The organism is Nostoc sp. FACHB-888 (assembly GCF_014696655.1).
Taxonomy (GTDB): domain Bacteria; phylum Cyanobacteriota; class Cyanobacteriia; order Cyanobacteriales; family Nostocaceae; genus Nostoc.
Window position 1 is genome coordinate 1 of record NZ_JACJQM010000129.1, and the last position, 12,728, is coordinate 12,728.

Sequence of the window (12,728 nt, forward strand, 5' to 3'; positions counted from 1 at the left end):
ACATTAGGGAAATAATTTATGGTAAAAAAAGAGCCATAACTTACTGGGAAATAACTACTGACCCAGAAACTATGCCAGAAAATTCTACCTCCTTCGTGATGACGAATCTTCAAGGGAATTTAAAGAAGACTTTAGGCGATTTATATGGATTAAGAACCTGGGTAGAATATGGGTTTCGACAGTGTAAACAAGAACTAGGCTGGACAGATTACCGTTTCACTAATTTCCAACATATTGAGAGATGGTGGGAGATTATTTTTTGTGTTTACACGATGATTAGTTTAAATTCTCCAGTCTTCTTAGGCTTAAATCAATCTCGTCAACTTGAGACTGAAGCACAAGAAAATAGTGATGTTGATTTTTCTAATCATCCGCAATGGAATCACGAATCCGGATGGAAGAATACTTTAAATAATCTGCGTCTCATTATCCAACCACTTTTACTATTTTGGTTAATTTATCCCTGGTTAAGCATTTTCCCTAATTCACAGTTGTTACTGGGATTCAATCATTTAATTGCCGCAATGAATCAATTTAAACCCTGTTATGTTTCTGGATAATTTAGGTTCTTTACTACTTGCTTATCTCGGAAAGTGACAGAAGAGGGATAAGACAAATTAACTCAATTTGCTCATTTTATGAAAGTAAGGTATGTGAGAACTTGATGTCAGGGTAAAAATGTGAAAACTACATCTAGTCCTACTTACAACACATTCTTTGAAAATTCATCATTCTCAATTCGGATCAAATGAGCAGAGATTTAAGCGTCTCTTATTTGCCCATTAAAAGTCAAAATTTAAGTTTAAGAACTGTATTTAGAGTTATCTATAATAAAACTATATTTGAGTAGTGTTAAGAAAAACTTTTCTAACTGTTAAGGGTTCATACATCTTGGTTAAGCTTTAGGAGTTACTACGTGTTTCCACACGCTGATATGCTTCTTTCATCAGGTCGCACTTTTGCGGTTTGGTTCTCGAATGTTCGGTTCTAGGGGGAGGTCTATAGGGAAGCTGTCTACATGGACTGTGGCGATAATGCAATTGGGATTGGCTTGAAAATAGTTCTCTATTTAGGAAATGTAGGAAAATTAGGATATTTTGTATGGACAGTTGACTAACTTGCTATTAAGCGGTAAGTTGATATGTAATGCCGAGTAAATCTACTAAATTTTTCTACTAAGTTTCTCTCATGTAAACCTTTTTAAAGATTTGAAAAGCTTGCCACTAATGGTTCAGATTCAGTAACAATGTTGGATTTGAAAAAGATTGGTATTTTGGTATTTTTTGCTTAGAAATCTGAGTTTAGTTGATTCGCATTAAAGCTCTCAAAAACTTCCAGAGATTAAGTTATCCCAAAGTTATAAAAGAGGAATGAGTAGCAATCAAATTCTCGGTGTGTAGTTGAAGAAGGCAGTTCTTGCTGAGGGCAGAAGGCAGAAGGTTCAATTTAGAAGGGGATTCAACACCGTACTTAATTGGAGCCACCAAATTTTAAATTTGGTGGGGGTCTTAAACCGCAAGTTCGCTTTGGTCACAGGCAGAGAGCAGAAAACAGTATTCCAACTGAGCCTCCTGCCTTCTGCCCTCTGCCCTCTGCCTTTCTAGATAAAAGCATTTAAAGTACGAACAATGTGGTTAAGTACGAGAGTAATTAAGTTTGTCAACGATGACGAATATAGAGAATATACAAAGTACCTGGGTTTCCCTGCTCTTCATCAAATCCGGAGTATTGATCCCTGGTGCAATCCACACGTTAATTATTCACGTAACTTCCATTTAGATTCGCTAGAGGAAGTTTGGGACTTGCTCGATTGGCTACCAAGCCCGCTATCAAGCCAGCAATACCATTTATTATTTGCAGATGCCAGTAAACATAATATTCCAGAAAATCATCCGAGATTAAAGCTACTCGGATATGATTTATTAGATATTGAGAGGAAATCACCTTTGTGGAACCACCGACCTTGGACAAAAGCTTTAAAGCCGCTAGCTCAAAAGGTCAATCAGTATGGATTGTTTAAATGGTCAGATGCTGTAACTGCTCAAGCTATTCTTCCCCAGGCTTGGCATAACCACCCTCGTTCTGTCGTGAAAATTTGCACTTTGTTTGAAGTCTTATCTTTATAACGAAAGGTAATTGCGATCACTTATCTCAAAAAGCTTGAGCAATTTCAAAGCAAGCCCAAATATTACTGTTTTGCCCCAGGCATGGACTACTATGAGAGAAAATACAACGAGCAAGTCTTAAATAATCTCAAGAAAAAAGCTCATGCTTTTGGTCTTGAACTTGTGCTAATTTCTCAAGATCCGCAAAATACTTCATCCTCTCCAACTCTTGCTATATAAGCCTTACGCCAAGTGTTTCTTGAAAGCACCGCACTGGCGGCGTTTTCCGCCCGTTATGGATGAAAGAAACAATAAGCATGGGCGCATGGGCTCAATACCAGATACATTTATAAGTATCCTGACAGTTAAAACCGTACCCACAATAGTGTATTAAAAAAAGCCTGATTGAAAGCATGGTTCTGGGTTGAATGGTTATGGCATTGGTGAAGGAAAATTTTCCTATCCCGTTTCAGAGATTATCTACATATAACCAACCCAGGTCAGGACATATTGGAATGATCAAACTGGGGTGCCAAGATGAAATTGCCAATAAACCAAGATCAAAATCCATTTAGTGGTCAAGAACAAAGGCTAGAGTCATCTAATGCTTCACATTTAGCGCAAATAAATGAGAATGCGGCAGGAATTGACTTGGGTAGTGCAGAACATTGGGTGTGTGTTCCGCCTCTGAGAGACGAGAAAAATGTGCGGCGATTTGGATGTTTTACCCCAGATTTGATGGCAATGGCTGATTGGTTGAGTCAATGTGGCGTAACATCTGTAGCAATGGAGGCAACAGGAGTATATTGGATTCCGGTGTTCCAAATTTTGGAAACCAGAGGGTTTGAGGTCAAACTGGTAAATGCTCACCATTTGAAAACAGTGCCAGGACGTAAAACAGATGTCAAAGACTGTCAATGGTTACAACAGTTACACACCTATGGGCTATTGTCTGGCTCTTTCCGCCCAGAAGATCAAGTTTGTATCTTACGTAGTTATATTCGCCAAAGAGAATGCTTGATTAAAAGTGCTGGAACTCATTTGCAAAGAATGCAAAAAGCACTGATTCAAATGAATCTACATTTACATCAAGTGATTAGCGATATTAGTGGTTTAACTGGAATGACAATTATTAAGGCAATTGTCGCTGGTGAACGAGACCCACAAAAGTTAGCTGCCCTCAAAGACCCTAGAATTAAAAGTAGTAAAACAGACATTGCTAAAGCCCTAACTGGAGACTATCGTCCAGAACATTTGTTTGTCCTCAATCAAGAGTTAACCCTTTATGAGGTTTATCAACAACAGATAGCTGCCATAGATAAAGAAATTGAAAAATGTTTAAATACGTTTGAAATTAAAGTACAGGATGAACCACCTCCCAGCAAGCGAAAACGCAGAAAAAAGCCCGTAGGCAATAATCCCAATTTTGATTTACGTAAATATCTTTATCACATTTCTGGCGTAGATTTTACCCTGATTGATGGCCTTGATGTTTTGACTGTGCAAACCATTTTCTCAGAAGTTGGATTAGACCCCAAACGATTTCCCACTGTTAAGCACTTTACCTCATGGTTGGGTTTATGCCCTGGTCAAAAAATTACTGGTGGTAAAGTCAAAAGTTCTCAGACTCGTCGAGTTGTTAATCGTGCAGCTTCGGCTTTTCGGATGGCTGCTTTTTCTCTAACTCAAAGCCGTTCTGCTTTGGGTGCTTTTTACAGGCGTTTACGATCGCGCTTGGGTGCTCCAAAAGCCATCACCGCTACTGCCCATAAATTGGCACGCTTGTTTTACCAAATGTGGGCGACTGCTGGGCAATATACCGACCCTGGTATGGACTACTATGAGCAAAAATATCAGGAACTGATTCTCAAAAATCTCAGGAACAAAGCTCATGCTCTTGGTCTTGAAATTGTCCCAATTTCTCCAGAGCAGCAAAATACTCTATCCTCTCCTACCCTTGCTACATAAGCTTTACGCAAAGTGTTTCTTCAGAGAGGGTTATGTACTAAACAAGTCTATTGGTAACTCTACCTTATGGGTAACTGACACAGAATCCCAATTGTGGGACATTGATAGTGATATATCAGGAAATTATGTTTGTAACTAACTCCATATCATAAGTGCTTCAAACACGTAGGAGGTATGATGGCACGCACACCACAGTTTCGGCAACTAATCCATATTTTTCAGAAAGCGCAACAACAAAACCTGAAATCAGAAGGAAAGCCGTTAATAGTTACGAAATTACAAGCTCAATGGACAAGAAGGAGCTTGCTTAAATTTGCATCCTTAGCAACAGGAACGGCAATAATCAGTAGTGGATTATCTCATGCCCAAAAAGCTTGGGGTGGATTTACTAGCTATACCCAAAACCCTAAAATTGCAGTTATTGGTGGTGGGATTGCGGGATTAAATACAGCTTACCAACTAAAGAAGATGGGTTTAACGGCTACTGTTTATGAAGCTAGAAATCGCTTAGGAGGACGCATATTTTCAGTCAAGAATGCTGTAGGTGAAGGTTTAATCAGCGATTTAGGTGGTCATTTTATTAATACAGATCATGCAGATCTGCTAGAACTTGCAAAAGAATTCGATTTGACACTCTTCAACCGCGATCTAGATGCAAACAGATTTCCCTGGCCAAAAACAGCGTATTACTTTGATGGTAAAAACCGTTCTGTGGAGGAGATTGCCGAAAAACTGCGTCCGCTGGCTGCACAAATTTCTATTGATGCAAATTTGCTAGATGAAAACTTCGAGCAATTCGCACCAACATTTGATTCCATCTCTGTCAGCAATTATCTAGATCGACACGCAGATAAAATTCCAGAGCCTTTTATTCGCGTACTGATTGAAAATACAATTCGTACTGAGTATGGTGTTGAACCACAAGAATCATCAGCACTGCAACTATTGTTCAACTTGCCCACAGTTAAAGGTAATACAGTAGAAATCTTGGGTAGTTCTGATGAAACCTTTGCTGTTGAAGGTGGTAGCAGTAGGATAACCGACAGTCTGGCAAAGGCACTGACAGGTCAAATTTATACTCGTATGCGATTGACAAGTATTATGTCATGGCGTAATGGTTTTTACTTGAATTTTTCTAACTATTACAGTGTTTATACAGACTACGTGATTATTGCAATTCCTTTGACGATCTTACGAACAATTAATATCCAAGTTAATTTGCCCCAAAATCTGAGGCAGTTTATTAATGAAGTCGATCTTGGCTCGAACGAAAAGTTGTACGCTGGATTTTCGCCCAAAGTCTGGCAAAGAGAAAATGGTTTTGTTCAAGAAGCCTGGACTGATTTAGGGTTTTCTTCAGCTTGGGATGAAACTCAGCAACAAACCCAAAGACGAGATGGAGCATTGACTTTTTTCTTAGGTGGCAATCAGGCTAGAACGACTTCATTTGTTAGTACTAAGTTACAAGGAAGAAAATTTGTACATCGATTGGAGAAGTTCATCCCAGGAACCAAAGATGCGTCCACTGGAAGATTTTTCAAAACACAATGGACTCTAGATCCGTTAACTAGGGGAGCTTACACCCACTTTAAACCCGGACAACTCACGAAATTTGCCCAACTTTTTTATATTGAATCAGACAATCCCCAAGAGCGTCAAAATGTTCATGTTGGAAATTTAGTTTTTGCTGGGGAGCATTTTAGCGGCGATTTTTATGGATATATGAATGGTGCTGCTCAGACAGGCAGGCTTGCTGCTCAAGTGGTAGCAAGTCGAGTTCGATCACAAAGCTGAGTATTATCATCGCAAATCCAAACAGAGAATACGTTTACCAAAATTACCCCTGTATCTAACCCTAACCATCCACTGCACCCAATCTCAGTAGAGACTTGGATAGCAAAACCTCATCAAAACCAAATAAATAATTTAGCGATAGCTGGTTTAAAGTCCAACATCACAAAATCGCGTTGCTTCTAATTAGCTCTTACTTCAGAGATACGCATCTAAGTTAAAGTTTTCATACCCTAAAGGGGTAAAATTTTGACTCGGACAATGGCAAAGTTTACTGTTAGCGACTATTTATTGCTTCGTCTGGAGCAAATCGGCATCAAGCATATCTTTGGCGTTGCTGGAGACTACAATATGGAATTCCTCGATTATGTTGTTAACCACAATAGCATCGAGTTAATTCCTACTTGCAACGAACTTAACGCATCCTATGCTGCCGATGGTTATGGTCGGATTAATGGTGTTGCGGCATTAGTAACTACCTTTGGTGTTGGTGAACTCAGTGCTATTAATGGTGTCGCTGGCGCTTATGCTGAAAACGTTCCGGTTGTAGCGATTACTGGTGCTCCTGCAACTAAAATTCAAGCTCTTGGTTCACTTGTCCATCATACGCTTGGTACTGGTGATTTTTCAATATTTGCCCGAATGTATCAACAGGTAACGGTGGCTCAAGCATATTTAACAAACGAAAATGCAACAACCGAAATTGACAGAGTTTTAGGTATCTGTTTGCTGAAGAAATTACCTGTTTATATTTCCATACCTATGGATGTTGCTCTGGCTGAGGTGTCTGCACCGTCTGATTTCTTTATACCCCCTGTATTTCAGAGTGATGGCGCTACAATAGCAGAAATAATTGATGTCTGTGTAAACATACTGGAAAAAGCTTCCCAACCTGTGATTCTTGCTGATATTGGTGTAGCTCGCTATCATTTGCATGAACAATTGCGAGAATTGCTAACAGCTACTGGATACCCTTATGCCACGATGAACATGGGAAAAGGATTGCTAGAAGAAACCCACCCCCAATTCATTGGTATATATAATGGTGCTGCCAGTCAGGAATCTGTCAGAAAACGTATTGAGCAGGCAGATTGTGTTTTAACTATCGGTGCTTTGATGACTGATTTCAACACAGGCAAGTTTTCTGCCAAACTTGATCCTGGCCAAACTATTGAAGTGCATGGGCAGTATGTAAAAGTTAAACATGCTTTATACAACAATGTCGCTATGGCAGATGTGCTTTCTGTTTTAACCCAACGATTGCAGCGCCGCGATCCTCAAACGCTTTACTTCAAATCAGCAACAGAGAATTTAGATCCTGGTTTTATAGAGCCTATCGTTGGCGGTTCTTCGGCACCGATTACGCAGCAGTATTTTTGGCATAGATTTGCTCATTTTCTCCAAGAAGATGACATTATCGTTGCTGAGACTGGAACTTGTTTGTTTGGTGCCTCTATTGTTCCTTTACCAAAAGGAGCTACTTTCGTTGGGCAAGTACTTTGGGGATCGATTGGTTACTCTGTTGGTTCATTACTTGGTTGTGCCATCGCCGCATCACAACGTCGCTCTATCCTACTAGTTGGTGACGGGTCTTTCCAAATGACTGCACAAGAACTTTCAACCATCTTACGCCATAATCTCAAACCGATTATTTTTTTGATCAACAATGATGGATATACTATAGAGCGTGATATTCACGGTGAACGTATGCCGTATAACGACATTCAACCTTGGAATTATCATCAGCTCCCTAAAGTTTTCGCTGGCACTGCCTGGGCAATTAAAGTTAGTACCGAATCCCAGTTAGACAACGCATTACAAACAGCTCAACAAAACCGTGACCAACTTGTTTTTATTGAGGTTGTAATGGATAAAATGGACAGCCCAGAGGTTCTGTTGAAGATGTTGCAGCAATAAAGTCAGTTACATACGAAAGATTTGTATTATGGCAACAGCCCCAATAAGCTCTCTAATATTTTGTATCCCCATTTGAGTGTTAACAATCCGCACAAAATTGCTAGTGTCAGACTACCTATGATACCTGTAGTTATTGGTTCTGCATATCCAAACCAATCTGTATAACTCCAATACAATCCAGCGATCGCTACTCCGGTTATTGCACCAATACCAAAACGCTTAATTAAGCTACCAACCTTTTCGGGTTTTAATTCAGGTGTATTTACTTCAGGGGGTAATGGGTTCATAAAAAACCTTTACCTTTTTGGACAACAGAGGCGCTCTGCTTCCCATTTTAGTCTTACTTAGTTATTGACGTTGCCATGTGCCGCAGTTGGTGTCCTAATCCATCAATTCCTACGAAAAGCCCAAATATTACTGTTTTACCAATCAAACTAAGAACCTGACAGGGGCCGAAGTCTTTGCACAGTTTGCACCTCCTGAATGAGCTTTTTTGAATTCAAAATTCAAAATTCAAAATGCTTTCATGAAGAAGAAATAAAATTTTGGAATTGATTAATTCATTGATTAATTCTGAGTACAAGCCCCCGCCACAATGTTTGATTTGGCGGTCAACAAGAGAGTGGTGAGTTCAGAGCTAACATTAATTTTCTAAAATGTTTGAATTAATAATGCGTGAATTTTGAATTGTTTTCACTCCTAAACATTAGAGTTACTTTTTACCAGTTTGAGTTAGGTTGAGCGAATGAGCGCAATGCTTCACTCACTTTCGTGCGCTCACTCAAAACCTTGAGACAACAGATCATCCTGCTATGTCTTTACCACTCTTGTAAGTCATAGCTCTGGGTTTTCTCTTCTTTATAGGGACTACTGATTTCTTGGGTGCTTGTGGCGGACGGCATTTCTCGCAATATAGAGGTCGAACTCCGAAGGTTTCTCTTTGGGTGGGTTGTTCGCACTGCTTACATACGAAGTTAAAAATGCGAGTATGAATTTCCCGCTTGTGCGCTCTAACGGTGTACTCTCGGACTTCAATTGTTTTGCTGGGCATCGATTACTATGTAGCCTTACTTCTAAAATATAGTTTTTCAATATCAGTTCTGTAAGATCCGTGCATCATCTGGCTAAAACATCCCCTTAATCAAATAAATACTCTTGCATGTCGTTTTGTCGATGGCGGAGAATACTTATCGCCTTCACCTGGATTTGACGAATCCGCTCTCGGCTGAGGTTTAGCTGTTGGCCAATCTGAGCTAGATTGAAATGCTGATCATTCTCTAGCCCAAAGCTTAAAGTCAACACTTGACGTTGAATCGGTGCCAATGGCGCTAAGAATTTCGCCACGTCTTGCGATAAAAGTTCTTGGGTGAGCAGTTTTTCTGGGGAAACGCTAACGTCTGCTAAAATTTCGCCCAATTCTGTCTCTTTTTCATCTCCGACTTGTTTATTTAAAGAGATGGCTGTTCGAGATGTGGCGAGATATTCTCGAAGCTTATCTGTACTGAGGTTTAATGCTGATGCAATTTCTTCAGGAGTGGCATGACGACCGAGTTTTTGAAAGCTTTCTCGCTGTACTTTCTTAATTTTGGTAAGTATTTCAGTCAGGTGAACAGGTAATCTAATAGTGCGGGATTGTTCTGCTATAGCTCTGGTTATAGCTTGACTAATCCACCAGTAAGCGTAGGTTGATAGCCTATAACCTCGGTTAGGATCAAACTTTTCTATACCTTTGGTAGAGTCGATGGGAGCTATTATGCTCCGCACCTCTCTTTTAAATCTGGACGTGCGTATTTTTACGCATCCAGCTTCCGATATCCTTAAGGGTTAATTCTGTAAACCTTTTGCGTCTTTCCTGGTAGTTAACGGGTTTTCGCGCAAGACGTTTCTAGTCTCTTTCCTTTCCCTTTTGCCCGTGTGAATATAGTCGTGGCAACTCTCATGTAGTACTGTTAGATTATTTTCTTTCCAGTTCTCATGATTCCCATCAATGTGATGTAGGTGTACCCTTTCATCACTAGTCAGTTTTAAACCACAAGACCCACACGTATGGTTTTGCTTCTTTAATAGTTTTGAAGTTCTGCCGTCGTACAATTTACTGTTGCGTTCACTCCAGTAAATTAAATCTCCGTCATAAGGTGATTTATTTCCTTTAACTTTGATATGACTGTTTTCGGAGTAGGGAACCGATGGGAAGGCTTTATCTAGTAATGTTTTACTAGTGTACCTATCCTGTTTGGCTTCCCGATTGAATACCTTAAATGCTTTTAATCTGGAGGAGCTTAGTCTAAATCTAGACCCTTCCATCTTGCAGTACTTATGATATTGTCTCCATCCTCTAACTATTGGTGCTAGCTTTTCAGCTTTCACCTCAGCGCCATAATTCGAGCTATTGACAATGTATTTTACTTTCTTGCGAAAAGCTTTAAAGTTTTCCTCTGAGGGAGTACTTTTAAACTTTCCGTTTTGCTGTACGTAAAAGTGCCAGCCAAGGAAATCAAACCCATCTGTCGAAGCGGTTAGCTTTGTCTTTTTCTGACTTACCTTTAACCCTCTTTCTGCTAGGAATTGGTTTATTCTGTCAAGTATTGCTTTTTCATCGTCATCGGGACGAAGGAAAAACACCATATCGTCGGCATATCTTACGCAGGCGTTTGTTATGTCTTTGTCTGGTGTGTTTGGAGTTATCTTTCTTCCTTTTATGCCGTGATATTGATGTAGGTTTTCAATACCATTAAGAGCGATGTTAGCTAATAAAGGGCTTACTACTCCGCCTTGTGGTGTACCTTGCTCTGGAAATTCTGGGTTTATTCCTGCTTTTAATGCTCGGAATATCCCTGTTTTAAGCCTTTGTGGGGCGATAAGGTTATCCATTATGGCTGAGTGGTTAATCCTATCGAAGCATTTTTCTATGTCTAGTTCTAGGATTCTTTTTGTGATGCCGTTAACGTTTGATGTCAGATTGTTGAATACCTGTTTTTGGGCATCATGGGTACTTCTACCCGTTCTGAATCCATAGCTATGTTCATGAAAAGTTGCTTCGTATGCTGGCTCAATTGCATACTTAGCGAGACATTGCCAAGCTCTATCTGCAATTGTGGGGACTTTTAGGTATCTGGTGGAACCGTCCTTCTTTTTGATTGGTATCATTCTAAGTTTATTGTGATACCAGTCTGGTTGTCTTAACAACAATTCGAGGTTGAATCTTTCCTCGTGAGTTAAAGCGGTTTTGCCATCTACACCTGCGGTCTTTTTCCCAGCGTTTAGCTGTGTTACTTGGCGAATAGCCAAAAACCTAGCAGCAATGGAACTCAGAATAAGCTTTTGTAGTGACTTGGCTTTGCGCCTGTCTCCAACTTGAACAGCTTTAAACACTCTCTTTTGAAGGCGGAAAAGGTTCTTCTGAAATTTCTTCCAGGGTAATGATTTCCAAGATTCACTAGTTTTTACACTGTGCCTAATCATACGCTTCTCCAAATCGCATTTTCTGAATACCTTGCAGCAGTTACGCCGCATCCTACCCGATATAAAGGATTTCTGCTTCTCGTCTAGCCTACTGGTGTTTTCGACCTTTCCCCAGACCAATACATCGTTTTTACTCGTTCCGTTCTTTCGATTGTTTTGATGGGTTAGGACAGTCCAATTTGCCTATTCTCACCTCGGAGATTGCAACTATCTTACAAAAAATGTTGCGAGATTTTAGAGAATGGAGTCTACATTTTGAGTTCAGGTTGTAGCTCATCGGTTAGACACTTTTCTAGGACTTGTTTATCCGATACCATCTCCCCATTAGCGCCAGTGTGGTTTTCCTGCTTAACCTCTGATTGCGCCCTGTTCCCAGCTTCAGCCTCCATAATTCCGAGTATGGTCACTGTGGGCAGATAAGGATTCACTTATCTCTTAAAGGGTAGGGCTTGCCGTTCTAGGGTACTAGGCTCACCTACATCAAAAGAACAGTTATATAATCTGAAAGTGACTTTCAGATATACTCTAGTCATAGCCGAATGGCACTGAAATAAGCCAAGATATAGTTAAATTAAGCAGTCTGTAATTGACGGCGTAATTGATTTCTAGGTTGTTTCATTAATGGGTAAGCTTTGGGACGGCGTTTCCTAACTCTGGGTTCAGCTCGACCGGGACGGTCAGGAACTGGTTTGTAAACAATAATAAGGAGCAAAGTCCGATAAATGCGATCGCGTTTTTTGCCAGTATTAGCTAATAATTCAGGAATAAAGTGATCTAAGTGATGACGAGTTCCTTGTAAAGATAAGCGTAATGGAGGAACACCGAAAGTCATCCCAGCCTCCCACATTAATGTACGTAGCAGGTTATAAGCTAACAAAAAAGCGTAAATTTCCTTACGTACAATTTCAGGAGTTTTACCACGTAACACCTCCATACCTAAAGTAGTTTTCAAATGTTTTAAATTGACTTCAACATCCCATCTAGAGTCATAAAGCCCAACAATTTCGAGAGTGGTATAAGTTTGAGAATCTAATAAAGTTGTAATCAAACTGACGTTGGTAGTCCGAAATCCTGGAATCACAATATGGTAATAAATTTCTCGGACAATTAAGGTTTTAGGTAGAGCAGCGAATTCTGATTGACTTAAACTTTGTGGGCATTTTTTTGGTTTATGCCAAGTCACTAACTTGTCACATGCTCCAACAATTTTACCACGACGCATAGAGGTCTTTCGGGATTGATGTTTACGAAAAACGGCATCACATTCCATATTTTTTATGACAACTAAATCAGCATAAGCACAAAAAGCTCTATCTCCTAAAAGTACATCTCCCTTGTGAAGAAATTGAGCTAACTTCCTAGCAAGTTTGATATCATGAGTGTTCAAAACATCGACAGCTAAAGCAATAGCAGCGCCTGTAGTTAAACAAAATATTACACCGATTTTAGCGATGGGAAAGCCACAACCAGGTTGTTGACTACTAG

General features: G+C 39.9%; 11 protein-coding genes and 1 pseudogene. 5 read left to right on the plus strand and 7 right to left on the minus strand.

The window, feature by feature from the left end:
- On the plus strand, nt 1-560 hold a 560-nt coding region (locus tag H6G26_RS32910; protein WP_347242543.1), incomplete at its 5' end, for a transposase.
- Between the two features lie 389 nt (nt 561-949).
- Here the strand turns inward: H6G26_RS32910 and H6G26_RS43110 are convergent.
- Nucleotides 950-1,069: pseudogene (locus H6G26_RS43110) on the minus strand (abortive phage infection protein); the annotation flags it as partial.
- Nucleotides 1,070-1,628: 559 nt separating this feature from the next.
- On the opposite strand from H6G26_RS43110, the gene H6G26_RS32915 reads away from it, so the two are divergent.
- From H6G26_RS32915 to H6G26_RS32930, 4 genes are all read left to right on the plus strand, one after another.
- The gene (locus H6G26_RS32915; protein WP_190735080.1) at nt 1,629-2,126 is read left to right on the plus strand and encodes a hypothetical protein; all 498 of its coding nucleotides are present in this window, start codon (nt 1,629-1,631) and stop codon (nt 2,124-2,126) included.
- 516 nt (nt 2,127-2,642) lie between these two features.
- Nucleotides 2,643-4,073: an IS110 family transposase gene (locus tag H6G26_RS32920; RefSeq protein WP_242054037.1), complete on the plus strand. Its 1,431-nt coding sequence runs from the start codon at nt 2,643-2,645 to the stop codon at nt 4,071-4,073.
- 174 nt (nt 4,074-4,247) lie between these two features.
- The gene (locus H6G26_RS32925) at nt 4,248-5,867 is read left to right on the plus strand and encodes an NAD(P)/FAD-dependent oxidoreductase (RefSeq protein WP_199327198.1); all 1,620 of its coding nucleotides are present in this window, start codon (nt 4,248-4,250) and stop codon (nt 5,865-5,867) included.
- Between the two features lie 258 nt (nt 5,868-6,125).
- Nucleotides 6,126-7,781, plus strand: a complete 1,656-nt coding sequence (locus H6G26_RS32930) for an alpha-keto acid decarboxylase family protein (RefSeq protein WP_190735091.1) — start codon at nt 6,126-6,128, stop codon at nt 7,779-7,781.
- Nucleotides 7,782-7,807: 26 nt separating this feature from the next.
- Here H6G26_RS32930 and H6G26_RS32935 read toward each other — a convergent pair whose 3' ends face one another.
- The 6 genes from H6G26_RS32935 to H6G26_RS32960 all read right to left on the minus strand — a co-directional run.
- Nucleotides 7,808-8,068: a hypothetical protein gene (locus H6G26_RS32935; protein ID WP_190735081.1), complete on the minus strand. Its 261-nt coding sequence runs from the start codon at nt 8,066-8,068 to the stop codon at nt 7,808-7,810.
- A 515-nt stretch (nt 8,069-8,583) separates the two neighbouring features.
- On the minus strand, nt 8,584-8,832 hold the full coding sequence (locus H6G26_RS32940) for a hypothetical protein (RefSeq protein WP_190735083.1): 249 nt from the start codon (nt 8,830-8,832) through the stop codon (nt 8,584-8,586).
- 86 nt (nt 8,833-8,918) lie between these two features.
- Nucleotides 8,919-9,545: a sigma-70 family RNA polymerase sigma factor gene (locus tag H6G26_RS32945; RefSeq protein ID WP_347242544.1), complete on the minus strand. Its 627-nt coding sequence runs from the start codon at nt 9,543-9,545 to the stop codon at nt 8,919-8,921.
- Between the two features lie 60 nt (nt 9,546-9,605).
- Entirely contained in the window at nt 9,606-11,243 is a 1,638-nt protein-coding gene (locus H6G26_RS32950; protein ID WP_190735094.1) for a reverse transcriptase domain-containing protein, read from the minus strand.
- 248 nt (nt 11,244-11,491) lie between these two features.
- Nucleotides 11,492-11,632 (minus strand): hypothetical protein, encoded by a 141-nt coding sequence (locus H6G26_RS43115; RefSeq protein WP_242054039.1) that lies wholly within the window; start codon nt 11,630-11,632, stop codon nt 11,492-11,494.
- 182 nt (nt 11,633-11,814) lie between these two features.
- Nucleotides 11,815-12,728, minus strand: a 914-nt coding sequence (locus H6G26_RS32960; RefSeq protein WP_190735085.1) for an IS4 family transposase, incomplete at its 5' end; no start/stop codon positions are given.